This is a genomic window from Streptomyces sp. NPDC058145, from assembly GCF_042884245.1.
In the GTDB taxonomy this organism is placed as follows: Bacteria; Actinomycetota; Actinomycetes; order Streptomycetales; family Streptomycetaceae; genus Streptomyces.
Genome location: NZ_JBHVUH010000018.1, coordinates 18584 through 41343, shown reverse-complemented (window position 1 = coordinate 41343; position 22760 = coordinate 18584). Strand labels below are relative to the sequence as shown.

Genomic DNA, 22760 nt, shown 5'->3' with positions numbered 1-22760 from the left:
GACGACGACCCGCAACCAGCAGTCCCCGGCACGACGCCCCAGGGGGCGGCCCTGCCACCCCACACCTCCGGCCCCGACGCGGATACCTGGAACTGGCGCGCGGCCGCCGCTTGCACGCCGCATCTGCTCTCTGTCGTCCTGCTCCGACGGCGCGGCGAACACCGCCTCGCGTACTGCCGGTTCCACGGTCACACTCCCTCCGTCACAACGCCGGCCTCGGGGCGCTCAACGGGGCGGGGAAGCAGCGCGTCACGCCCCGGCCACCGGACCACCAGGCGGCAGTGCTCCTTGTCCAGGACGTCCCCGGCGGGCAGCAGATCGTCGGGCGTCCCGGCGGGGTGGACCGTCAGGACGGGATCGGCGTGCTTGCTGTTGTCGTCGGCACGCACGTGGCGGTCCCAGGCCCGGACCGTGACCGCCAGCTGATCGGCGAGCTGCGGGCCCTGCTCGCCGAAGGCGTGGACGACCCACTCCCACTCCTTGTCCTCCCGACGTTTGCCGTCCTTGGTCTGGATGGAGACGAGGTAGGCGAGCGAAGCGTCGCCGAGGACCGCGGGCGCGTCACGGCCCTTCGCGATGCCGGCCACGCCCTGGTCCGGGTCCTGTTGGGCAGCCAGCCGGCAGAAGCCCGGCAAAGTGGTAGCCGCGTACAGCTGCAGGGAGCCGAAGTAGGCGCCCGCCTCCATGGTCACGCCAGTGGCGATCTCGTGCCGCTCCCCGCGCAGTGCCTCCTCCAAGCCATCCGTGTCAGCGGCGGGCCCGTGCTCGAAGCGGAGCGTCAAGCCATCGTTGAGAAGGGAGACGACCGGAATGGTGCGGGCCTGCTGTCCCTGATCACGGACGAAGCCGCAGTAGGTGAAGTGGCGGGCGTGCAGCACCTGGCCACGCCGCTCGAAGGCGATCGCCCGTGTGTAGCCGCCGATCTCCAGCGGCAGAACCAGTCGTCCACCCTCGGCCAGCTGCTCCCGCCAGGCCGGGGCGATGTCCCAGCAGTTGTAGGTGATCATGCCGCCGTCGAAGCCGCCGCGGGGCACGAGGCGGGCGGGCGCGCCAAGTGGCGCGTCGGCTTCGACGATGCTGACGCGGCCGCTGCCGGCCTCCGTGAGGAACCGGCGGGTGCGGCCCACGACCCATGGGTCGATGTCGACGGTGACCACGCGCCCGTGGGGCCCGGCGGCATGGGCGATCAGCTCGGCGTTGTAACCGCCCGATCCCGCCTCGAACACGATCGCGCCCGGATTCAGGCACAGGGCTTCGATCATCTCGGCTTGGAGCCATGCCGCGGACACCGAGCTGATCGTCGCTCCGGTCTCGTCGCGCCGGGTGATCACGGCCCGGTCGCCGCCGTCGTACGCGTTCGCGAGGTTCACCTCCGGGGCGAAGCGATGGCGGGGCACGGTCCGCAGCGCGTCGCGGACCGGCCTGGACGGGGCCCAGCCACCATCGATCACCGTCTCAGCCATCGCCTGGCGCAGCCGGACCGCCTCGGCCGGCTCACCCGGCACGGGCGGCTGCTCGACGGCGAGCGGGTAGGACACCACCACGGGCGGCAGGCCGGGAACGACTCCGGGCCACACGGCATCCAGCGCCTGAGCGGCCGGGACGAACACGGCACCAACGCAGGCAAGGCCGTGCAGGTCGAAGAACTCCCAGCGGGCGAACTTGTCCGCCTCCGGATTGGCGAGGGTGCCGGACCAGTCGGTGATGCGGACAACCGCCGTGAGCCGCGGGACGTCACCGGCGGCGTCGGCGAGCGTCGTCACCACATACGCGTTCTCGGCCTCGGCGATGAGCCCGGTTTCCTCGGCGAGTTCGCGCACCGCGGCCGCCTCGAACGACTCCGAGCCGACACTCTTGCCGCCGGGCAATTCCCACACTCCCCGGCGCGAGCGCCCGAGCAGAACCCGGCCGGCCTCGTCGGTGACGACCGCGAGGGCGCCCGTCACGGCCAGACCAGTGGGCGGTCGCTGCCGCTCCACCGCCCGGGTGCCGGTGTGACAAGGGCCGCGCAGGATCAGGACCGCGAGGCGGTCGGCATCGAACCGCTCCGTGCGCTCCCAGCCCTCGGTCAGCAGCCCGATCTCGTCCTCGTCGAGCGCGATACCCCGTTGTTCGTCAGGAGTGTGCTCGACCACCGGGGTGATGACGACGAGCGTGCCGCCGGGCCGCAGCCGCTCGCCGAGCCTGTGCACGACCCGCGTGCGGTCCGAGACGAACGGATACATCAATCGCATGACGACCAGGTCGTACCCCGCTTCGTCCAGGGGGGGGCCGGGTCGTCGCGCTCGATGTCCAGAGGCAGCCACCGCACTTGCTCCAGGCGGGCGTGTTCCTCGCGGGCCCGGGCGATCGCGCTGCCGGCGAAGTCCAAGGCGTCCACGGCGTAGCCCAAGGAGGCAAGGTAGGCGGCCAGTTCCCCGGTGCCGCAGCCGACGTCAAGCGCGCGGCCGCCCTCGGGCGCCGGCACGTGCTCGAGGATCAACTTCTTCTCATCGTCGCCGAGCCGCCGGAAACCTCGCCCCTGGATGTAGTGCTCGGACCAGTCAGTCCGGGTGATTCCCACAGATCGCTCCTCGCAAAAGGTGGGGTGGCGGGTTGTCAACGCAGTTCGACGGGGCCGTAGAGGGCGGCCGGCTGCTGGCTCTGCAGCGCCCAGTACCGGTCGCCGAAGCTCCAGTGCCACCACTCCGTGCCGTAGTTGATCAAGCCTGCGGTGGTCAGCGCGCGACCCAACGTGGCCCGGTTCGCTCGGGCCCGGACGCTGAGGCCGGGGGCATCGGTGTAGCAGCCGCCGTCGGACTCCTCCGGGGAGGCGTTGACGCGGGTGCCCATGTCCAGCTCGCGGCCCTGGTGGTCGATCAGCGTCACGTCGACGGCCGCGCCGGCGGAGTGCGGCGCGATCTCCGGAGGCGACACGAAGCGGCTGGCGGCATCCCGGAGCTGGGCGGCCTGCCAGTCCGGGTGCGCGCGTGCGAGCTCGGCGGCGTACTCCTCGAAGTACCGACGCTGCAGGGCCGGCGGCCGGAAGCCCTCGACGAACAGCAGCAGCACACCGGGGGGCAGCAACGACTGGGCGTGCATCAGCCGGGCGAGGACGCCGTGGCGTACGTGGGCCCAGGCCCCGGCCTCGTCGCGCTTGCGGTCGTCGACCTTCAGGCCGTGCGCGCGGGCGTCGACCAGGTCCTCCCCGCACTCCTGGACAGGGATCGCAGCAACCCGGCGGTCGGACATCAAGGTGATGCTGCCGGTGGTCATGTGTCCCCCCAGGTGTCGACGTATGCGGCCACGCCGGTGCGGCGGGCCTCCTCCACGGCGCGTAGCCGCGCGAAATCGTGGGCTGGCATCAGTGCCTCCCATTCGGTCAGGGGCAGGACGCGGGCCTCGTCGTGCTCGCGCGGGTTGAGGGTGAGGGCCCGAATCTGGGCATCGGTGAGGCGTCCGCCGTCGAAGACGAGCTGTAGCGTGCTGTACGGACGCCGCGCCCGGGGCTGCCCGAACACGGTGGCCAGCAGCCGGGGCGGACCCACGGCGGTCATGCCGGTCTCTTCCCGGCACTCACGCACCACCGCGTCCCAGGGCCGCTCGCCCAGATCCATCGCGCCGCCGATCATGTGCCAGGGGTGGCCGGGGGAGTAGACGGAGTGCAGCTGGAGCGGCCGGTCGTTCTCGTCGGTGACGTACAGGCAGACGAATGCGACGGCCTTGGGCAGGGACTGGGCGTATTGCTCCGGCGGCATCCACGAGGAGTCCGCTCTCGCCGCAGGAAGGGCGACGGCGGATGTGCTGTGCCGGGTCATCCTCATGAGGGCCGGGTCGCCGCTGAACCCGAACTCCCGGTACAGCGGCGCGGCCTCCGCGCTGGTGTGCAGCTCGAACAGAGTGACGTCATCGACGTCGGCCAGGAAGTCCAGGAGCGCGGAGACGACGGCCCGGGCATGGCCGCGACGTCGGGCCTCGGGCCGGGTGACGACCAGCTGCAAGCGGGCGGCCAAGCCCCGGGGGGTAGGACCGAGCCGGGAGCACGGGGTGGATCAGGCCGAGGGCGCAGGCCGCCATCGAGCCGTCGGAGGCATCGATGACGAAGGCCCGCGCGTCTCCCTCCGGTTCCAGCCGTGGCGTCAGCTCGTCCGTGCACCGCCGGATCCACTCCTCGGTCATCGGTGCGGACAGGACGTACTGGGAGCGCATCCGGACGATGGCTTCGGCGTCAGCGGCGGTTGCCGAGCGGACCGGCGGTCGCCCGGCATCGTCTGGCGGCTCGGTTGAGGCAGTGGGCGCTATGTCGGCGTTCACCTTGCGTCTCCTGTCGGTGAGAGGGCTGCACGATGCTCGGCGCGCAGCCGGGCAAGCGTCCGATGGCCGCGCTCGACCAGCTCGGGATCACCGTGGGCGGCGCCGTAGGCGACCCCGCTCACCGAGTCGAGCGCTGCGTCGATGACTAGCTGGGCCTCCTCAGCGGCGGTCAGGGGCCTGCCGTACCCGGCGAGAAACGCCTCGAAGAGGTCGTCGCGCCCGTGCCAGGCGTCGGACAGGCGGACCAGGTCCCGTAAGGCCGGTCCCGGCTCGCTGCGCTCGAGATCGATCACCGCCAGGAAGGGCCCGGAGTTTTCCGCCTCGCCCGGGTCGGCGGGGGTGTCGGGGTCGTAGAGGATGTTGCGGAGCTGGAGGTCACCGTGGGTCTCCACCCACGCCAGCGGCTCCAGGTGCTCGGCCTGTGCGACGAGGGCGCGAACGAACTCCTCATCGCCCGGTTGGAGATGAGCCCGCGCCGCCACCAGATGCCGGTCCGCCTTGGCGATCGCCGGACCGCTGCCGGCCGGAGCGGGACGGGCAGGGCAGGACTGATGGATGCGGCGGGCCAGCGCGCCGATCCGGCGGAAGACCGCCTTCTCCCGCTCCGGCGCCAGGACCACGCCATGCAGCGGACGGCCCGGCACCGCGGTGATCACCATGGCCCGCAGTCCCTCGTCGGCGGCCACCAGCCGGGGCGCGGCCGCGCCCAGCGCCGGCGCCCACGTCCGCAGACCCCGCACCTCCCGGCCGTGGAACCGCTGGTTCTGGTGCACCTTCACATACCAGGCGCCTCCCTGGGCGCCGTCGGCGCGCCAGACGCGGCTGCTCTCGCGCGCCCACGACGTGTCCGTCCACCTGATGATCCGGCCGACCGCCCGCTCCGTGAACTCCACGACTGCCGCATCGGGACCGCCAGGGTCCGGCCCACCGGTCACGTCCGGGACGAGACGCACCCGATCCGCTGCCGGGTCGAAGGCGACAGCGTCGCCGGGCATCTGGAAATGCAAGGCAAGCCGTGCGCCGGCGGTGTAGGCGTCCAGCCCGGCGCGGCAGTACGCCACCATTTGCGCCGGCAGCGCGTCCAGGGCTGCCCAGTCCATCGCATCGCACACGTCCGGCTCCGCGATCCAGGGCTCGCCCTGCCACCGCCGGACCTCGAAGAAGTGCCCGGTGCGACTGGCCCCGCCGGGACTTCGGTGGTGCACGGTCACTGCGGCCCGCACGTCGGCCGGATCGATCACGACGCCGGTCTCCCTCGCGCCTCGCGCACCAGGGCGATGACGACGTCCTCGTGCGGACCGTCCAGATGCCCCGACGGCAGGTGCCACAGGCCCGCGGCGTACACCGGACCGGCTCGCCGGGACAGCAGCACCTGCGGCCCCTCGGCAGTCTCCCGGCGCAGGATCAGGTGGACGTCCACCGGTTCGGTGTGCCGCTGCTCGCCGCTCATCGGGCACCTGCCGGATTCCGGGCGAGCAGGACCGTGAACACGGCTACCTTCAGCAGGGGCCCGTCGTCCGCAAGGTCGTCGTCGGGGTAGGTCACGTGGCGGATCCTTCGTTGATCGGGCGGAGGGCGGGAAGAGGCCAGGACAGAAGGCCGCACGCCGAGGCGGCCCGTTGGCCGCCGTCCGGACCGACGTGGAGGCGGTAGCGGCTGGGGCTGCCGGCCGCCTGCCACCGGGCCTTCAGGTCCTGGAGTTCCATCCAGATGTTGCGCGGCCCCCGGGTGGTGACGTTCCAGCGCCGGTGGCCCACTGGCTCGACGCGCAGCCACGAGCCGCAGTCGGGAGCGCCGATCACCAGGTGTTCGACGCCGAAGTCCCGCACCAGGCCGCCGAGGAGATGGTCTGCGGCCAGCCACAGGCCCCGGTCGGCATCGGCGGGCGGCGCCAGCATGCTCCGCTGGGTCCAGGTGCCCGGCTCGGCGTTGATGCGCTTGCGGAAGTCCTCGTTCAGCCAGATCCGCTTCATGCTGTGCCCCGCCCGATGCGCAAACTCCACGGCCCGCAGCTCCGCCGCGATCCGCCCGTCGGAGGTGCGCTCGACGACGGCGAGGCCCGGCCACGACGGTGACGCGCTGGTGATGTGCACGAGGAGCCGACCGCCGGGGGCGAGTTGCTCGACGAGCGCCGTCGGCACGCGTTGCATCGCGTACGACACGAAGACGCGGTCAAACTCCAGCCCTGGCACCCCCTGTTCGCCCGAGCCGCACACGACCTGCGGCCGGAACCCCAGGTCGGCCAGCCGGACCGCGGCCGAGTCGGTGAGATGCCGGTCCCGGTCGAGGGTGACCACGCCGCGGTCGCCGCAGACCTCGCACGCGACCGCGGCGGTCACCCCCGCCCCGGTGCCGACGTCCAGCACCCGCTGACCGGAACACAATTCAAGTTCCTCCAGCAGGGAGGCGGTCAGGCCCATCACCGTCGACATCGACGTGATCGACGCACCCGAGCGCGTCCCGCGTGCCCGGCCCAGCAGCGGCTCTCCGTCGTGCTGGACGAGCACACTGCCCCCGCCGTAGAGCAGCCCGAGCAACTCGGAGCGGTCCTCGGGCGCTGACCAGTCCAGCAGGTCCCACCGCGGCGGGTCCTCGCCCGGCGCGCTGCGCCGCACGTACGCCTGCGGCATCAGCACCTCGCGCGGCAGCGCCAGCAACGCGTCGCGCACGGGCCCGGGCCGCAGCCCATGCTTCTCCTCCAGCTCGGCGACCATCGCCGCCCGCGCGGCAGCCGGATCCACCGCGAGCGGGGCGGTGTCGGCCGGCCGCGCTGCCGGTCCGGGGGTCGCGGGGCTCGTGTGCAGGGTCGTCATCGCCGGTCCCACCCCGTTTGCGAGTACAGGCGCCCGGCGAGCACCCCTTCAATCGCCTGGCGGGTGTAGGGCACGACGTCGGCCGGGAGGTCCTTCGGGTTCCAGAACCGCCACTCCACGCACCGGTCGGGCTCCCGGACGGCCGGGGAGCCGGACCAGGTGCGGGCCCGGAAGAGCAGGCCGATCCGAGGGCGGGCGGACGGCGAGTCCACTAGGTGGACGAGGTGCACGAGCTCGAGTTCGTCCGGCTCGATGACCAGCCCGGCCTCCTCCTGGGCTTCCCTGACCAGGCAGCTGACCGCCTCCTCGCGTTCGCAGTGCCCGGCCAGGAAGTGCCACAGACTGCCCGCGTACGCCGAGTCGGGGTGGCGCAGGCCGAGGAGGATCCTGCCGTGGGTGTCCTCCAGGTAGAGGTGGACACCGACGATGTGGAGCTCGGTGCCCTCCGGCGCCTCGTCGCGCAGCAGCCGGGTCGGGGGCGGGGGGCTGCCGGCGGGGGGATGCTCGGCGGCGTGCCGGCGGATCAGGTCACCGAGACCGGGGCTCAGGTTCAGCCGCTCGAGCATGTTCGGGGTGAACCACCGCAGCAGCACGCCCTCGTGCAGGTCCACCGTCTCCGGGTCGCCGCTCCAGCGGGCCTGGAAGACTTGAATCGGCACCGCGAGGCCGTCGACGCCCGTCGCCTCCTCAAGTGCGTAGGGCGCAAGATCGACCACCTCCAGCCCTGGTGCTTCCTCGCTGACTTCGCGCCGCAGGGTCGCTTCCAGGCTGGCGTCGTCCCGTGTGCGGCCGCCGCCGAGGAGTGCGAACGTGCCCGGGGCCCAGATGCCTGCACGCTGGTCGCGCAGGTGGAGGAGGTATCTGCCGTGGCCGTCGTGGATCAGCGCGGAGGCGTTGACGGGTTCCGGCCTCCCGTCGAGACCCTGGTCGCGGGCGTCCAGGAGCTTGGCGCGCAAAGTGCCGGAGCGGACGTCGGCGAAGTCGAGCCAGCGGGCGCCGGAGACCTCGTCGTCCTGCAAGGCGAGCCGGGGGTGCTGCTCGGGCACGAGGTAGAAGACGAAGCGGAAGTCGAAGTGGTGGTGCGCGCCTTCGCCCTTGGCGGGGTTGGCGTCGATGTCGTGGACGTCGATGTCGATCGGGGCACCGAGGAACTGCGGGGTGAGGCACAGGTCGCCCGGCCGAAGGCCGGTCTCCTCGCACACTCCCCGCAGCGCCGCGCCCAGCAGCGTCCGATCCCCCTCGACGTGGCCTCCCGGGTTGAGGAGCAGCCCTGTGCCGCGGTGGCCGATGTGCAGCACGCGCTGTTCACGGTCGATGACGGCCGCGCTGCACGTGACGTGGCCGGGGAGCGTCGCACGGTCGGCCGGGTCGTCGGCGCCGTCCAGAAGGGACATCAGCCCGGCGAGGCAGTCCCGCTCGTGCGGATGCCGGGTCAGGTACGCCTCGGCGGTTCTGCGGATGTGGGAGCGGGGGAGCGGCATGTCATCACCTCGGGACGGCAGGATAGGGGCGGGCAGGTCTGCGGCGGTGGGGGCGGCCGCTTCGGCGGGGCGCGCGGAGGCGGCGCCGGGGCGGCTCACGCGGGGGCCTCGTGCTTGTCACCGTCCGGCTCGGACGTGATCTGGTAGGACAGCAACTGCTGGAAGAAACCGGGCTGTTGGGAGAGCTGGGCGTAGGTGCCCTCCTGGACGATCTTGCCTTCGTCGAGGACCACGATGCGGTCGGCGATGGCCACGTTGGTGATGCGGTGGGTCACCAGCAGTACCGCCCTGTCCTCGGCGAGGGTCCGTAGCCGCTGGAAGATGCGAAATTCGGCGCGCGGGTCGAGGTTGGCCGTCGGCTCGTCGAGGACCAGCAGACCCGCTGGGCGGAAGAACGCCCGCGCCAGGGCGATGCGCTGCCACTGGCCGCCGCTGAGTTCCTCCCCGTTGAGCCACTCGCGGGCCAGGAGCGTGTCCAGGCCGGCGCGGAGCTTGTCGACGACCTCGTCGGCATCGGCCGCCTCGCACGCCTCACGGACCGCGGCGTCGCCGCGCGCGGTGGGCTGGCCCTGGGTGACGTTCTCGCGCACGGTCAACGGCCAGTGCGCGTAATCCTGCGGCACGAGGGCGACCTGCCGCCACAGGGCTTGCGGGTCGCAGTCACCGGTGGGGACGCCGTCCCACAGCACCTGCCCATCGGTGGGGAGATAGAGACCGCTGACCAGCTTCGACAGCGTCGACTTACCCGAGCCGTTGAAGCCCACCAGCGCGGTTACCTCGCCGCGGCGCAGAGTGAGGGAGACGCCGGACAGGGCGTCGCGGTCCTTGCCCGCGTAGCGGTGGGTGACCGCCTTGACCTCGATCGTCTCCGGCGCCGCGGGGTGATGCGGGCCGCGGCGCATGCGGAAGCCGCCGGCCTTGTCGAGGAAGCCGGTCCAGTCGTCCATGTACAGCCCGGTCCGCACCGCGCGGGCGCCGACGGCCACCAGGCCGCGGACCGCCATGCCGACGGTCTGCAGCGCAAAAACGGCCGTGCCGGCATGTCCGACGGTGATCCGGCCGGTCGCCAGCAGCCACACGACCGCCGCCCACACCACCGCCGACCCCAGCCCTCCGCACACCGCGCCGACCAGGGACATCCGTGCGCCCTGGTCGGCCGCGGCCCGGTCCTCGCGGTTGATCCGGGCGACGGTGTCCCGGTAGCGGCCGGAGAGGAAGTCGGCCATGGTGCCGGCTCGGATCTGGTCGGCAGCGTCCTTGGTGTAGATGTGCCAGCGCAGCACCGACAGCATCCGGTTGTCGCCGTTGCTGCGGAGGTTGGCCAGGTAGCGGACGCGTGCGGCGCTGACCTGGGCGAGGGCCTGCGGGAGGCTGGCGGCGACGAGGAGGGGGAGAAGCACCCAGTGCACGCCAGCCAGGACGATCGCCCCGGCGAGGAAGGCGGCGGCCGACGCGATCAGGTCCTGGCCTTCGTTGATCAGGTCGCCGGTAACTTGGGCGCCGCGGTCGGCGGCCTCACGGTCGCGGTTGAAGTCGGGGTCGTCGTACGCGCACAGTTCGACCTCGGCGCAGCCGGTGAGCAACATCTGCTCGGCCTCACGGGACATCAGCGGGCCCAGCCGGGAGGAGAGCCAGTTGACAGTGATGCCGAGGAGCGCGCGCACGCCCGCGGCCCCGGCGAGCAGGGCGACCGAGGGCCACGCCTGAACGAGGCGGTGGTAGACGTCTCCCTCGCGCAGCAGGGCGGTCAGGGTGCCGGCAACGGCGACCAGACCCAAGGCCTGCATCACGCCGGTGACCAGCTGGCACAGCAGCAGGCCGACAGTCGCCCGCCGGTCGACGCGCCAGGCGAGAGCCAGCGAGCGACGCACTAATTGCGGCAGACGGTGGGCCATGTCCCGCATGCGGATCGAGCGGCCAGCTGCCTCGCGGCTGCCAGTCAGGTCGACGTACCGCATCTGCGCCTCGGGCGCGGGCGCGGTGGCGGAGGGGGCGGGGGACGGCACGGTGGTGGTGCGCGGCCCCGGAACGTTGTCGGCTGATGCATCGGTGGGCTCACTCATACCGCCCACCCCGTATCCGGGCGTTCTGAGATACGTGCGCCGTCAACGCTGTGCGTGAACGGGCTGGACCGCCGTTCGATTCCGGGAGGCTGCTGCAAGGGGGCGAGGGTGGGGTGCATGGCGTCCTCCGTCTGAGCGTCGGTGTGGCACTGATGCTCTAAAAACGCGGCGGATTCGGTCCCGTCACGGCCCAATGGAGGGCATTCGGCGAACGCGAGTTCTAATGCCAGGGTCGGCCCGTGCGGTTTCCGGGGTGTCGCCGTTCAAACTCGTTCGATCAGGTCGTGTCACTCCTTCGGGGGATTGCGGACAGCACGGACCGGGCCGTGGCGCACGAAGGCGGCGGCCTGGGACGGGTGAGCGGGGCGGGAGGGGCGGGAAAGGGTCAGGCGTCCCTACCTTGTTGATCGGGATGAGCGAGCCATTCGGCCGCGCAGGGCACCGGCCTCACTGTGGGCGGGCCCGGCGTGAACGGCTCGAATGCGGCGACCCGCAAGCTGGCCTACAACAGGCACACCGGCGAGTGGCTGGGCTCGTTCGTCGACACAGAGACCCCGCCCGTCCTGCTCGCAGAAACCCTGGCGTACATCGCGGAGACGAAGGGTATCGGGGCCAACGACATTGAGCTCCGCGACCCGCCCGAATTAGACATCCGCGCCATCGGCGGGTGAGTGCCGACCGTGGAGCACATCATCAAGGCCATCGTCGGCTTGAAACTCGTGGGCTTGGTCCTGTTCGCCCTCGTGTTAGCCGTGAGCATCGTCTACACCATCGCCGTGGGACCGGACGACCCCGAGTCGACCCACGGCAACACGGCCGTCTGCAAGGACGGCGCGGTCCTGGAACCGCCATGGAACGTCTGCGGCGAGGAAAACGGCTACCTCGACCACTGGACGACAGGGCCGTCCGCGGCGCCGTGAGCCACCGGGTGAAGCGGCGCACGTACGAGGACGGCGTACGCTGATCGTCGTAGCATCGCGGGACGGCCCGGCCGGCGCCAAGCGCCTGCGCTCTTCGCCTTACCCTGGGTGCGCGATTTCGATCGCCCTGGACAAGAACGCCTTGCGCTCCTCCTCCATCTGCCGCAGGGCCTCGCTGACGTGCACTCCGAAGTATTCCCCGCAGACCTTCACAACTGTCTCGACGGATCCCATGGCGACCATCGCCGCGGCCACCACCGTGGCCGCCTCTCCGGCCAGCCCGTCCCCGTTAGCCGAGTCCTTGGCGCGGCCGATCATCCATGGCCGGTTGTGCGCCGCTCCGGACGTCAATCGGTACGGCGCGGGGAGCCAGGCGGGCATGGCCTTGGACGCGCGCTCGGTGATGTTGATATCCATGGGCGCGGTCTCGCCGTCGATGATGTAGCCGATGAGCTTGCCGTTACCGTTGCGTCGTTCGACGGCCTGGCACTTGCGCAAGCAGTCTTCGACATAGGCCAGCATCTGGGCGGCCTTCGCCTGATCCTCGGGACCGATGGCCTCCGCCTGCTTCTGGGCGTGGAGGGCATCGGTCATCCACATCCCCGTGAGGCGGGCGAGACGCTTGTTCAGGGAGATGGTGGGGTCGAAGAGGTATTCGGTGAAGAGCACGCCTTCCAGCACGACTCGGCTGAGGGTGAGCGGCGACCACACCGGTGGCGGCTGCATGAGAATGTCGTGCTCCAGAGCGCGTACGTGGTCGAGCGCGTTGTCCTTCGTGAGGTCCGCGGTCTGCAGCAACATGCCGTGAAGGCTCTGACGCTCGGTGCCCAGCGGTTCGCTGAGGGCACCGAGCGCCGCTGCCTCCCTGCGGAACAGGGAGGTGGTGTTCTGCTCGAATGCCTCAAGGTCCTCCACGCGCAGCCCGTCGTCCGCAAGTTCGCGGAACCGGGTCAGGATCGCGGCAGTTTCCCCCGCGAGCTCCTCGGTGATCGGAACGGTGAAAAGGCGTATCGCGTCGCCCTCGGGCATGACGTCGTTCATGCGTAGAACGGTAGACACCAGACGTCTTCCGGCATACCTAATTGATCCGGTCTCAAGGCCTCCCAGTTGGCGAGGCACGCGCGCGCCAGGCGACTGGCACCACTGCAAGAAACGCGCAGGGTACGACAAAGAACCCCCATGCCTGCGGTCGGGGGCGAGCGGTGAAGCGTTGTCGAACCCCGCGGCTCAGGACTCGTTGGGCCTCGCCCCCCTGCGGCGGGCTAGGCGCGCGGCCGTCTCCGGCGTCACCAGCTCCACCTTGCGCCGGAAGTCACCCTCCACGACGAAGAAGCCGGAACTTCCCGAGCGGGCCGATCTCCCGGCACTCGTACAGGCCATTTCCAGGGAGCGGCCATCCGTAACCCTGGCCGCTGCGGTGGCTGCGCTCAAGGAAGGTGCGATCAAGCAGGCGATGGAGGGACGTCCGATCGAGGCTGGCTGGCGCCTCGATGAGACGGGCGGCTGGGTACGGCGTCGCGCGGTTGCGGCGCGGGCACCGGAAAGGGAACGGCCCTACTCAGGACCAGGAACACGGGCTCTAACACGGCGGTGGTGCCGTTTTCGACCAGCGTGCGAAGCTTGAGCGTGAGGTCAGGCTAGTCGCCGTGGGGAGGCGGATTGCAACAACTGGGCGGCGCGGCTTCACCATGACCCTGCAAGGCCCTCCGCATCTTGCAGGACCTCGCTCAGCGCTCCTAGGAGCCCCAACCGCCCTGTAACAAGGGAGCGGTTGAGACCGCCGCAGCACTCGAGGATGCCGCTTAACATGACCCCCACGGAACTACCACGTCGAGCCCACGCTCCGCGGACGCAACCGCAACGCCAGTCAGGACTCTTCCCTCCCCGACAGTGCGGAGCAACGAGGATCGGCCGGTGACTACTCGGCAACGCCAGGACTACCACAGATGGGTCGGGTCACCGCCCACTGTTTGACGAGCTCTGTCGTCGCTTCCGGGGTCGGGGCCGTCGCATAAACGACGAACTCGGTGTAGCCGGGGTCGTCGATCGGCAGCGGAGGCAGGGGATGTTCGCGTAGCCGAACTACGAGGTACCCAGCCCTGAGCAGGTCGTACGACTTCTCAACGTCGAGTTCGGCCTTGTTGGCGTGCCAATAGCTGCCGTCGTACTCGATTGCAAGGTTGCGCCCTTGTGGCAATTCGGCAGTTATGTCGACAAGCCAGTGCGAGCGTCGCGTGAACGCTGCGTGGCGAACCGACTGGCCGGACGCGGCGCGACCGAACGCCTTTGCGGCGGCCTTGTGGTACTCGAGTTCCACACGGGACTTTCCATGCTCCCGGCACTCTGGGCAGCCGCTGCCTGCGCTCCTGGACGGGAGGGAGGCCTGCCAGGTGTGTTCGGGAGTCCTGGAGCATATCCAGAGGGGGATGAACTGGGTCTGGCCTGTTGGGCGCACCTGCCAGGCGGACAAAGGGTTGCCCGGCGACCATTCGGCTGCGAGCTCTGGGAAGTGGTACGCGAGCGAGTCGAGGATGGTGCGGCACTGCGGGCAGCGAAGGCGCTGACCCTGGTCACGCTTGCAGGGGCTCTCCTGCCACTCGTGGCCGCAGCTCGGCTCTCGCCACCAGACGCTCTTTCGTGATCCCGGGGAAACCGTCGCAACCTGTTTGTTGCGGTTCTTGGTCGGGTGCCACTGCGCAACAATCTCAGGATTGAGCCGGTACGGCGCGGTGTCCTCGCCGGTGACGATGGGCAGCTCGTCGACAGGGTCCGGTTCAGCGCAGGATGGGCAGTCCAGGTGGAGGTACATGTAGGGCGATATACGAGTGGCGTGGCCCTGCGGGCATCGAAAGTCGCGCGCGGGGCCACCAATCTCGACGGTCACGCTGCGCGGATCAGCCCCGTCAGTCCACGCTTCGAGCAGGAACGGCACGTCGGCAACGGGCGTAGCCCTGTAACGCTCATCGCGGGCCTTCTGTACAGCACGTTGCCCGGGTTCGCAGCTGGGACACGACCTGTGGTTCACCATGTCCCTTACCCGCTTGGTGAACTGAAGTCCGCAGTCGGGACAGCGCCAGTAGACCTCTCGCGTGGACCGGGTTGTGGCAGTCTCCCAGTCTGCTGTCGTGTTGCTCTCGTGATCCCACCACGTAAGCACGCCCAGTCCGCAGTCCTTGGCGAGGTTGCGAGGACCAGCTGCGGCTTGCTGTGCGCTGCGGCCAGGGTTGACCTGACACGTGCACCCGAACTCGATGTCGCCCAGACGATCTGCGCTCACCCGCTGGCAGTGCCGGCACCGGACGTGATGAGGATCGTCCGTGAGCGACGGGCTGGTCAGTGGCCCGAGATAGTCGTAGCCGTGAGCCTCCGCGATCTGCTGCGCATCAGAGGCCGGAATCGGAACCAGGTTCGCGTGCGCCCCTTGCGCCCGACGTTGCTCCGCAGCCCACGCCGTCCAGAAGCAGGCACGGCATGTCGCTTCCCCTGTGTTGTTCTTCTCCAGGGTGTACTCGAACCGGTAGTGCGCCTCCACCCTGCAGTTCAAGCAGCGCGTCAGACGCCAGGCCTTCGGCTTGGTAAACGGCTCCAGCGGCTCCAAGCCGCCGACGCGGAGGATCTTGGTAATGCAACCGTCACACCATGCGGGGCGTGAGCGGGTGCGGTATGCGGCCGACTGTGAACAGTCAGGATCGGAACAACGCTGGGCCGACTTTTTAGAGGGGGTAGCGCTCACCGGACCATGTTCCCATTTGGGCCCTGCAAGTGCTGCCCCAGACGTACTGGTGACGTCTGCTCCCGCCGAGCCATCGAACGACCCATCCCCGCTGTACACCAGAGGGATGTCCGCCAAGACGACGACCGGCGGTACGAGGCAGCCGCCCGGGATAAGTACCGGTACGTTACCGCCGTGCAGGAAGTCCCATCCGCGGTTCTTGACCAGATGGAGCCGCACCCGCGACGAGCACGTCGCCTCACCCTCCATCCCGACCAGCATCAGCCGCCCTCGAACCTTCCCCGGCAAGACGGCCCAGGGCGACACTCCGGTGCGGGCTCGGAAGCTTCTGGCGCGTCGGTCCAGGTGGTCGAGGAGCGGGCCCAGGTGGTCCTGTCGCCACTTTGCACCGCGGACGGCTTGGCCGCACAGCTCGTACAGGTCGGCCACCCGGCCGCCGGGATCGGCTCGGAGGTGCAGTGGACCAGGGTGACGACGAGTTCGTCGCCGTCGATCTTCATTCCGACCAAGTCGGCTGCTTCGCGGGCGCGGTCGTCGTCGATGAGGATGGTGAACTCCTGCGACTGCTGCAGGTGGGCGGAGATGTAGGCCTGGATGGAATCAGGTTCGCCTCCGCCTCACGCGTCGAGGGTGCGAGAGCCCGGTTGAAGAGGCCGGTGGAACGGGGCTGGCTGGTGGAGGAAAAGCCCGGGAGGTTCACCCTGCCGACACAACAGCGCACTGATGAGGCTGTGCAGCCAGGCGGCGGTTCATGAGGGCGGCCCAGGGCGGCGAGCACCTTGCGGTGCCAGTCGGCGACGCGTTCGCGCCAGTCCTTGTGCTGGTGGCGGCCACGGACGGCGGAGCCACCACACGTCATCGACGATCAGGCCCGGATGCGTCACGACCTGACAGTCCTGCGGTCGGACGACGAACAAGCCATCGAGCTGCGGGTCCTTACCAGCCGCCGGGCCGACCTGAACGCGGACTGCACCCGCAGGATCAACCGTCTGCGCGGCCAACTCACCAGTCCGGTCGGGGGCGGCGCGTACGTCGGTCTCCTCGAGCAGCTCGCGGGCGGCCCCGGCGGTGAGGGTTTCGCCCTGGTCGAGCTTCCCCGACGGCAGATGCCAGCGACCGCAGCCGTACGGGCTGCCTCGCTGATCCTGCCGCCGTCGCGGACGATGACGTGGGTGTCGATGGTGGGCTGTGCCGGTTGTCCGTTCATGATTCCTGGTGGTTGGAGGGAAGGGGTCATGCGGATGCGGGCGCGTTCCCGTGCTGGGCGGCCCGCTGGCGAACGTGGGCGTCGGCGGTGTGCGGTGCCGTGATGGCGCTGTGATCGGGGATGGAGCGGGCCGCGAGGGTGACACCGCTGGCGATCCGGCAGTCACGGCCGACTGCGACGCCGGGGCCGAGGCTGATGTTGTTGCCGGTCTGGACGCGGTCACCGATCAGGGCGCCGAACTGGGGTGTGCCGCAGCGGTACAGGCCGCCGGGGGCGCGGAGCACGATCTCGCGTTCGGGGTTGCTCATGTGGGGGCTCCACAGGCTGATGGCCGCGACGGTCACGTTGGCGGACAGGTGGGCGTCTGCGCCGACCAGGGTGCGGTTCACGCCGATCCGGTGGCCGAGGATGGTCCGCTCGCCGAGGAACGTGCGGGTGACTTCGCAGTTGAAGCCGACTGATACGCCGGCGCACAGCACGGAAGCGGTGCGGACGGTGGAGAACTCCCACACGCGTACTCCGGGGCCAATGATTACGTCGTCGCCGATGATCGCGGTCGGGTGGATCTGCGCGGTGGGGTGGATGCGGTGGGGGAGCTGGGTCAGGGCTTGGGCGTGCCAGTTCTCCCAGGCCGCGAGGAAGTCGGACAGGTCCGTCTCCTCGATCTTCCCGTACGGGGTGCCGGCGAGCATGTCGCTGGTGGGGGCGGTGAGGTAGTTGCCGAGGCGGAGGGTGGGCATCGAGAGGCTTCCGGTAGGTGGTCGGTGGCCGGTCCGGCGGCGGCTAGCATCACCGGCACCGGAACCGAGGAACGGGGAGTTCATCCGTGCATCACCCGCGCTTAGGCGTCGCCATCTTGACGATGGGCAATCGGCCCGCCGAGCTTGCCGACCTGCTCGCGTCGGTCGCGGGGCAGGACACGCCCGCCGCGCGGGTGGTGGTCGTCGGCAACGGCTCGCCGCTGCCGCCCCTGCCCGAGGGGGTGACCGGTGTCGAGCTGCCGGAGAACCTGGGGGTCTCCGGCGGCCGCAACGCCGCTATGGCGCGGTTGCGGGAGTTCGGGGACGTCGATGTGGTGGTGGACCTGGACGATGACGGTCTGCTGATCAGCCCGGACGTCTTCACCCGGCTCACGCAGCTGTACGCGGCGGATGACCGGCTGGGCATCGTGAGCTTCCGTATCGCCGACGAACGCGGCCGCACCCAGCGCCGCCACATCCCCCGCCTGCGCGCAACGGACCCGACGCGGGGCGGGCTGGTGACGACGTTCCTGGGCGGCGGTCACGGGTTGTCCATGCGGATGCTGGATCAGATCGGCGGCTGGCCGGAGCCGTTCTTCTACGCGCACGAGGAGACCGATCTCGCGTGGCGGGCCCTGGATGTGGGCTGGAAGGTGCTCTATGCGCCGGAGCTGGTCCTTCAGCATCCGTGGACGTCGCCGACCCGGCACGCGGTCTTTTACCGCATGGTTGCCCGTAACCGGGTCTGGCTCGCCAAAAGGCACCTTCCCGCCCCCCTCGTTCCCGTCTACCTGGGTGTGTGGGCTGTGCTGACCGTGGCCCGAATGCGGTCGGTGGCGGGGCTTCGGGCCTGGCTCGGAGGGTTCGCCGAAGGCGTGCGTACCCCGTGCCCGCCCCGCCGGCCGATGCGCTGGGCCACGGTGTGGCGGATGACCCGGCTTGGCCGGCCGCCGGTCATCTGATCAGGCGGAAGCGGCCTCGGACTCGGACCGCAGCCACCCGGGGATGGCGCCGGGGGTCCGGCTCAGCCAGTCCGCATAGCGGGCCACTCCTTCCTCAACGGTGATCGTGGGCCGCCAGGTCGAGGACCGAGTCCATGCGGTTGATGGCGGCGTACCCACCGAGCGGGTCACCGGGCGGCATCGGCGTCTCCACCATCCGAGTCCCCGGGTACCGGGCGGTGACCAGCTCCGCGACCTTCCGAATGCTGGTGGGCGTGCCGGTCCCGATGTTGATCGTCTCGTTGTGGGCGCGGGGCGCGATCAGGGCCCGCACGGTGGCTTCGGCGATGTCATCGACGTGGACCAGGTCCCGGATCTGGTGGCCGCCTCCGTTGAGGTGCAGGGGCAGCCCCAGCGCGGCCCGGGTGGCGAACCAGGCCACCACCCATGAGTGGCTGTTCTCCTTGACCACCTGCGGATCTCCGTAGACGGAGAAGTACCGGACGATCGTGTACGAGGAGCCCACCGCGCCCAGCGTGAGCGCGGCCTGCGTCTCCCCCCACGCCTTGGTGTTGCCGTAGACGGACATCGGGCGCAGCGGCGCGTGCTCGTGGAACTGCGGCGGCACCCGCCCGTACACCGATTCCAGCAGGGCCCGCACCGACCGGAACTCGTCGCAGGGGCGCGCCCAGTCGTCGGGGTTGCCGTTGCCGTAGACGCTGGCCGAAGAGACGTACACCAGGCGGCGGATCCGCTCGCAGGCCGCGACCGCGTCGAGAAGTACCTGCGTGCCGGTGATGTTGTTGTGGATCGCTGCCATGGGCTCGCGGGTGCAGGCGGCGACGTCGGCGAGCGCGGCCGCGTGGATCACATAGTCGGCGTCGGCCACGGCCTTCTTGACCAGGGCCGCGTCCTGGACGTCGCCGACGACGACGCCAGGGTCCGCGGGGTCGACGCCGAACAGGTCCCGGTAGGTGGCTCGCGGGTAGGCGTCCAACGTGCACAGGGCAATCGGACGGGCTCCGATCTGCCGCAAGTAGTTGGTGATCCGGCTGCCGATCAGCCCGGCGCCGCCAGTGACCAGTACGGTCTGGCCCGCGAGTTCCGTTAACTGGGTGTCGTGCACAGTGCCCTCCGTCTGTGGTGAGGTGTGCGACTCGAACGCGCACAGGTGCGTGCCGGCGCTGGGGCCCAACGGGGGGTGGAACCCCAGCGCCGGTCTCCGCCCGCGCCGACTGCCTGGTCAAGGACGGGCGGAGTCTGTCCCACAGCAACCTGGGGGAGTACCCGGCCGGGCTGCTGCGGGCGTCTTGCCCGTTGCTGCACGCTCAGGGGGCGTCGTGCGGCAACGGAGTCTCTATGTCCGGCGGCTGGGCGCGGCCCGGCGAAAGGACGGCCGCTAGCCTGCACATCTCAAGCAGCGACCGGGCCAGGCATGCCATGTCGTGAAGTTGGTGGGGGGCCTGGGCCCGGTGAGACCCAGGGCCAGGGTCTCGCGCGTGCGGCTCATGACGTGCTTGGCGGTCTTGCCGGTCTCCCCGGGTATCTCACCTGCCCGGGCTTCGAGGTGCGCGAGGAGTACGCGGAGCTGAATGAGCAGGCTGGCCGTAAGACGCGCGCGCTTCTCGTCGCCCGGGGCCGGGGGGCCGATCCGGGCGTCTCCCAATACTTCCTCGTAGGTGCGGCGGATGTAGTCGGCTGAGATGCCCGCGAATGCGGTCGGCGCTCGGGTGGCGGCGGTCATTGGCGTACCACCTTCCGTGTCACGAGATCGTGCTCAGCATGGAGCTGAGCACCGCTTCGTGCGGAGTCGGGCCGGGCTGGAACAGGTCGAGTTGCTCACCCAGCGCCGTCGGCGGGACGAGCCGGTCACCGCGGAAGGGGCGCAGCCAGTAGGGGCCGGGCGGCTCCGTCGTCGTCACCGCCGGCAGTGCGATGCTGTGCGGCCGCCCCAGACATGTCGCGTACCGGTGCGGCTTCCCTCCTCGAACAGGGCGGGCGAGTCCTGCTCCAGGCTCCAGCGGGCCACGACCGGGAATCCGGTGAAGCACTGCCAGTCCTCGCTGTACTGCAGCGACGCGGCCATGAACGCCGGGGACTCGTGGTCGGCGTTGAGGGACTTCAGGATCTGCTGCGCCCCCTCGGCGGGTCGCTGCCCTTGTCGCAGAAGTAGGTGTGGGCTTCGTCGATGAGCAGCACGACCAGCGGCCAGCGGTCGGACGGACCGAAGTGTGGCTGAGGTCGGCGGGGGGTTGCTGGAGACACACGTGACGGGTGCTCGTTCGGCGAGCCCGCCGCCGTGGCTGACTTTTGGTGGTGCAGGTCCCGACCGAGCTGCAACTGTGACCCGCTCTAACTTCGCGATGGGGCAGGGGGTTGCAGCCGCACCCGAGTTCGGGCACGCCGACCACCCCGGTACCATCGGCACCGGGGCCCTGACCAGGGACTCCCTCGACCGGACCACCCCGGATCGCTGTCCAGGCTGAGGGGTGGTCCGGTCTCTTTTGTGGGCGCCCGCCGATCGCGGCGCGTGCGGCGAGCAACGGGCGCCAGGGAAGCCGGAAGAAGTGGCGGGGGTCGGCGAGTAATACGTCCGTCAGACTGAGCAAGCGGTCGACGTACTCACCCAACGAGCCGGGCCACTCTCGGGTGTCGAGCATCCAGGGGGCCGCACCGTCAGGCAAGGGTGCGCACCCCTCTCGGATGAGGGACTTGGACAGCTTCGCGCCCGTGTCCGTGACCACCTGGGGGCAGAACAGCCGGGCGGCAACTGCCCGCGGGTGAGTCCGACTGCCTGTGGGGCACCGTCGACGAGGATGCATCCGGGTATCCAGTCGCTGCCCTTCACCATGACGTACAGCGTGCCGACTGCCCCGCTGATCATCAGTTCCTTGTCCCGCTTCAGCACCGGTTCCAGGGCGGCCAGCGACATGGGGCTGCTCATGCGTTCGAGCGTAGGCGGCCGCGCGGACAGGTCCAGGCCGTTTCCTCTTGGGGCCCTTGCGCGGTAGCGGCGGGGCGGCAGCAGTGGCCCCCCGAAGCGGCTTCGGGGGGGCCAGACGAGCAATGCCGTACGTCCGGTCCGGGACTACTTCTCGGGCCGCCCGATCTGGTGCACGGTCCAGCCGGCGGAGCGCCAGCGAGCGGCGTCGAGGGTGGTGCGGCAGTCGACCATCAGCGGGTCTGTCACGCTGTCCCGGAGAGCTTCGGGGTCGGCCTGCCGGTATTCGGGCCACTCGGTTCCCAGCACCACGGCGTGGGCGCCGTCGACCGACTGCGCCAGGTCGTCGGTGTAGTCGAGTTCGGGATTGCGCTGCATGGCGGTCCGCACGGCCTGCGGGTCGTGCACGGTGACGTGCGCGCCGGCCCGCTGCAGGGCCTGCGCCAGCGCGAGGGCGGGGGACTCCCGGACGTCGTTGGTGCCGGGTTTGAACGCCGCGCCCCATAGGGTGATCCGGGCGTCCCTGATGGGCCGGTCGCCCAGGGCGTGGGTGATGAGTTCCAGGGCGACGCTGGTACGGCTCTCGTTGATCTTCTCGGCAGCGAGCAGAAGGGTGGCGGCCTTCTCGGCGCCGAGCTGCCGGGCGCTCGCGGTGAAGGCGCGGACGTCCTTGGGCAGGCAGCCGCCGCCATAGCCGATGCCGGGTCGCATACCGCCGCTACCGATGCGGGGGTCGATGCCGAGGATGTCCACGATCTGGGTGACGTCGCCTCCGGCGGCCTTGCACATGTCGGCCACGGCGTTGATGTAGCTGATCTTCAAGCCGAGGAAGGTGTTCGCCGCGCCCTTGGCCAGCTCGGCGGTCGGCGGGTCGGTAACGAAGATGGGGACGCCAGTGTCCAGGATGGGGGCGTACACGGCGCGGATCGCCTTCTCACCTTCGGCGGTGGTGAGACCGGCGATGATGCGGTCCGGGCGCAGGGTGTCCTCGACCGCGTGCCCCTCGCGCAGAAACTCGGGGTTCCACACGATGTCGACGGCCTGCCCCGCTGGCGCGAGGCGCTGGGCGAGGGCTGTGACCTGGCTGGTGGTGCCGACGGTGACCGTGCTCTTCCCGACGATCGTGCACGGCCGGTCAAGGTGCGGGGCGAGCTGGCGGATGGCGCCGTAGACCTGGCGGGTGTCGTAGGAGCGGCCGTCCGCGTCGATGGGCGTGCCGACGCCGATGAAGTGCAGCTCGGCGAAGGTTGCGGCCTCGCGGATGTCGGTGGTGAACCGCAGACGTCCACTCGCGGTGTGCCGTGCGATCAGCTCGGGAAGCCCCACCTCGTAGATGGGGCACTCGCCGGCGTTGAGCCGGCCGACTTTGGTCTGGTCGACGTCCACGCCGATGACCTCGTGGCCAAGCTCGGCCATCGCCGCGGCGTGCGGGATGCCGAGGTGACCACAGCCGATCACGGAAACTCGCATCTTGCTGTCCTTGTCGGTTGGTGCCGTGGGGGGGCCAAAAACCATCGGCCCCACCCCCCGAAAAGCCGGTAAGAATGCGCCTAGTAAAGTTGGGTGGGTATTTACAGCCGAGCACGAATAAAGTTATGATAAGATGTGGGGGGGCCCGGTCGGAGCCA

General features: G+C 70.2%; 21 protein-coding genes and 3 pseudogenes. 5 read left to right on the top strand and 19 right to left on the bottom strand.

What is annotated here, in order from left to right:
* Nucleotides 1-188 precede the first annotated feature (188 nt).
* From fxlM to ACFVVO_RS33070, 9 genes are all read right to left on the bottom strand, one after another.
* Entirely contained in the window at nt 189-2234 is a 2046-nt protein-coding gene (gene fxlM / locus ACFVVO_RS33110; RefSeq protein ID WP_390059942.1) for a methyltransferase, FxLD system, read from the bottom strand.
* The gene (locus tag ACFVVO_RS33105) at nt 2225-2563 is read right to left on the bottom strand and encodes a class I SAM-dependent methyltransferase (RefSeq protein ID WP_390059940.1); all 339 of its coding nucleotides are present in this window, start codon (nt 2561-2563) and stop codon (nt 2225-2227) included. Before ACFVVO_RS33105 ends, fxlM begins: the two co-directional genes overlap by 10 nt.
* A 35-nt stretch (nt 2564-2598) precedes the next feature.
* Complete coding sequence (locus ACFVVO_RS33100; protein ID WP_390059938.1) at nt 2599-3255, bottom strand: M15 family metallopeptidase; 657 nt, start codon at nt 3253-3255, stop codon at nt 2599-2601.
* Nucleotides 3252-3992 (bottom strand): GNAT family N-acetyltransferase, encoded by a 741-nt coding sequence (locus ACFVVO_RS33095; protein WP_390059936.1) that lies wholly within the window; start codon nt 3990-3992, stop codon nt 3252-3254. The genes ACFVVO_RS33100 and ACFVVO_RS33095 overlap by 4 nt, the downstream gene beginning before the upstream one ends.
* Before the next feature lie 297 nt (nt 3993-4289).
* Entirely contained in the window at nt 4290-5534 is a 1245-nt protein-coding gene (locus ACFVVO_RS33090) for a phosphotransferase (RefSeq protein WP_390059934.1), read from the bottom strand.
* Entirely contained in the window at nt 5531-5743 is a 213-nt protein-coding gene (locus ACFVVO_RS33085; RefSeq protein WP_390059932.1) for an NUDIX domain-containing protein, read from the bottom strand. The genes ACFVVO_RS33090 and ACFVVO_RS33085 overlap by 4 nt, the downstream gene beginning before the upstream one ends.
* Nucleotides 5744-5834: 91 nt before the next feature.
* A complete protein-coding gene (locus ACFVVO_RS33080) occupies nt 5835-7106 on the bottom strand; it encodes a protein-L-isoaspartate O-methyltransferase (RefSeq protein ID WP_390059930.1) in 1272 nt (423 codons plus the stop codon).
* A complete protein-coding gene (locus ACFVVO_RS33075; RefSeq protein WP_390059928.1) occupies nt 7103-8587 on the bottom strand; it encodes an NUDIX domain-containing protein in 1485 nt (494 codons plus the stop codon). The genes ACFVVO_RS33080 and ACFVVO_RS33075 overlap by 4 nt, the downstream gene beginning before the upstream one ends.
* A 95-nt stretch (nt 8588-8682) precedes the next feature.
* Nucleotides 8683-10545 carry an ABC transporter ATP-binding protein gene (locus tag ACFVVO_RS33070; protein WP_390060073.1) on the bottom strand — a complete coding sequence of 621 codons (1863 nt, stop codon included), beginning with the start codon at nt 10543-10545 and terminating at the stop codon, nt 8683-8685.
* 572 nt (nt 10546-11117) lie between these two features.
* On the opposite strand from ACFVVO_RS33070, the gene ACFVVO_RS33065 reads away from it, so the two are divergent.
* Together ACFVVO_RS33065 and ACFVVO_RS33060 are read left to right on the top strand one after the other, a co-directional pair.
* A complete protein-coding gene (locus tag ACFVVO_RS33065) occupies nt 11118-11321 on the top strand; it encodes a hypothetical protein (protein ID WP_390059926.1) in 204 nt (67 codons plus the stop codon).
* Nucleotides 11322-11330: 9 nt separating this feature from the next.
* Nucleotides 11331-11570: a hypothetical protein gene (locus ACFVVO_RS33060; RefSeq protein WP_390059924.1), complete on the top strand. Its 240-nt coding sequence runs from the start codon at nt 11331-11333 to the stop codon at nt 11568-11570.
* Nucleotides 11571-11669: 99 nt separating this feature from the next.
* Here ACFVVO_RS33060 and ACFVVO_RS33055 read toward each other — a convergent pair whose 3' ends face one another.
* Both ACFVVO_RS33055 and ACFVVO_RS33050 read right to left on the bottom strand, forming a co-directional pair.
* Entirely contained in the window at nt 11670-12611 is a 942-nt protein-coding gene (locus ACFVVO_RS33055; RefSeq protein WP_390059923.1) for a hypothetical protein, read from the bottom strand.
* Nucleotides 12612-13488: 877 nt separating this feature from the next.
* Nucleotides 13489-15168 (bottom strand): zinc-ribbon domain-containing protein, encoded by a 1680-nt coding sequence (locus ACFVVO_RS33050; protein WP_390059921.1) that lies wholly within the window; start codon nt 15166-15168, stop codon nt 13489-13491.
* Between the two features lie 593 nt (nt 15169-15761).
* Here ACFVVO_RS33050 and ACFVVO_RS33045 point away from each other — a divergent pair.
* Both ACFVVO_RS33045 and ACFVVO_RS33040 read left to right on the top strand, forming a co-directional pair.
* Nucleotides 15762-16058 (top strand): hypothetical protein, encoded by a 297-nt coding sequence (locus tag ACFVVO_RS33045; protein ID WP_390059920.1) that lies wholly within the window; start codon nt 15762-15764, stop codon nt 16056-16058.
* Nucleotides 16059-16160: 102 nt separating this feature from the next.
* Nucleotides 16161-16303, top strand: a pseudogene (locus tag ACFVVO_RS33040) (transposase); the annotation flags it as partial.
* A 73-nt stretch (nt 16304-16376) separates the two neighbouring features.
* Here ACFVVO_RS33040 and ACFVVO_RS33035 read toward each other — a convergent pair.
* Together ACFVVO_RS33035 and ACFVVO_RS33030 are read right to left on the bottom strand one after the other, a co-directional pair.
* Nucleotides 16377-16655: pseudogene (locus ACFVVO_RS33035) on the bottom strand (hypothetical protein); the annotation flags it as partial.
* Nucleotides 16537-17250 (bottom strand): transferase, encoded by a 714-nt coding sequence (locus ACFVVO_RS33030; RefSeq protein ID WP_390059918.1) that lies wholly within the window; start codon nt 17248-17250, stop codon nt 16537-16539. The pseudogene ACFVVO_RS33035 and the gene ACFVVO_RS33030, both read right to left, overlap by 119 nt.
* Before the next feature lie 86 nt (nt 17251-17336).
* On the opposite strand from ACFVVO_RS33030, the gene ACFVVO_RS33025 reads away from it, so the two are divergent.
* Nucleotides 17337-18212, top strand: coding sequence for a glycosyltransferase family 2 protein (locus tag ACFVVO_RS33025; RefSeq protein WP_390059916.1), 876 nt, complete (start codon nt 17337-17339; stop codon nt 18210-18212).
* Between the two features lie 94 nt (nt 18213-18306).
* On the opposite strand, the gene ACFVVO_RS33020 is transcribed toward ACFVVO_RS33025, so the two are convergent.
* From ACFVVO_RS33020 to ACFVVO_RS32995, 6 genes and pseudogenes are all read right to left on the bottom strand, one after another.
* Entirely contained in the window at nt 18307-19317 is a 1011-nt protein-coding gene (locus ACFVVO_RS33020; RefSeq protein ID WP_390059915.1) for an NAD-dependent epimerase/dehydratase family protein, read from the bottom strand.
* Between the two features lie 273 nt (nt 19318-19590).
* Nucleotides 19591-19935, bottom strand: coding sequence for a hypothetical protein (locus ACFVVO_RS33015; RefSeq protein ID WP_390059913.1), 345 nt, complete (start codon nt 19933-19935; stop codon nt 19591-19593).
* A 19-nt stretch (nt 19936-19954) separates the two neighbouring features.
* Nucleotides 19955-20113, bottom strand: coding sequence for a hypothetical protein (locus tag ACFVVO_RS33010; RefSeq protein ID WP_390060084.1), 159 nt, complete (start codon nt 20111-20113; stop codon nt 19955-19957).
* A complete protein-coding gene (locus ACFVVO_RS33005; protein ID WP_390060083.1) occupies nt 20110-20277 on the bottom strand; it encodes a hypothetical protein in 168 nt (55 codons plus the stop codon). Before ACFVVO_RS33005 ends, ACFVVO_RS33010 begins: the two co-directional genes overlap by 4 nt.
* Nucleotides 20278-20749: 472 nt before the next feature.
* Nucleotides 20750-21084: pseudogene (locus ACFVVO_RS33000) on the bottom strand (hypothetical protein); the annotation flags it as partial.
* Nucleotides 21085-21279: 195 nt separating this feature from the next.
* Nucleotides 21280-22602, bottom strand: coding sequence for a UDP-glucose dehydrogenase family protein (locus ACFVVO_RS32995; protein ID WP_390059912.1), 1323 nt, complete (start codon nt 22600-22602; stop codon nt 21280-21282).
* Nucleotides 22603-22760: the final 158 nt, after the last annotated feature.

What these genes read in the sequence shown, in the direction of transcription:
- fxlM (WP_390059942.1), bottom strand. Translation starts at nt 2,234, where the DNA reads ATGCGATTGATGTATCCGTTCGTCTCGGACCGCACGCGGGTCGTGCAC.
- ACFVVO_RS33100 (WP_390059938.1), bottom strand. Translation starts at nt 3,255, where the DNA reads ATGACCACCGGCAGCATCACCTTGATGTCCGACCGCCGGGTTGCTGCG.
- ACFVVO_RS33085 (WP_390059932.1), bottom strand. Translation starts at nt 5,743, where the DNA reads ATGAGCGGCGAGCAGCGGCACACCGAACCGGTGGACGTCCACCTGATC.
- ACFVVO_RS33080 (WP_390059930.1), bottom strand. Translation starts at nt 7,106, where the DNA reads ATGACGACCCTGCACACGAGCCCCGCGACCCCCGGACCGGCAGCGCGG.
- ACFVVO_RS33075 (WP_390059928.1), bottom strand. Translation starts at nt 8,587, where the DNA reads ATGCCGCTCCCCCGCTCCCACATCCGCAGAACCGCCGAGGCGTACCTG.
- ACFVVO_RS33070 (WP_390060073.1), bottom strand. Translation starts at nt 10,545, where the DNA reads ATGCGGTACGTCGACCTGACTGGCAGCCGCGAGGCAGCTGGCCGCTCG.
- ACFVVO_RS33055 (WP_390059923.1), bottom strand. Translation starts at nt 12,611, where the DNA reads ATGAACGACGTCATGCCCGAGGGCGACGCGATACGCCTTTTCACCGTT.
- ACFVVO_RS33030 (WP_390059918.1), bottom strand. Translation starts at nt 17,250, where the DNA reads ATGCCCACCCTCCGCCTCGGCAACTACCTCACCGCCCCCACCAGCGAC.
- ACFVVO_RS33015 (WP_390059913.1), bottom strand. Translation starts at nt 19,935, where the DNA reads ATGACCGCCGCCACCCGAGCGCCGACCGCATTCGCGGGCATCTCAGCC.
- ACFVVO_RS33005 (WP_390060083.1), bottom strand. Translation starts at nt 20,277, where the DNA reads ATGGCCGCGTCGCTGCAGTACAGCGAGGACTGGCAGTGCTTCACCGGA.
- ACFVVO_RS32995 (WP_390059912.1), bottom strand. Translation starts at nt 22,602, where the DNA reads ATGCGAGTTTCCGTGATCGGCTGTGGTCACCTCGGCATCCCGCACGCC.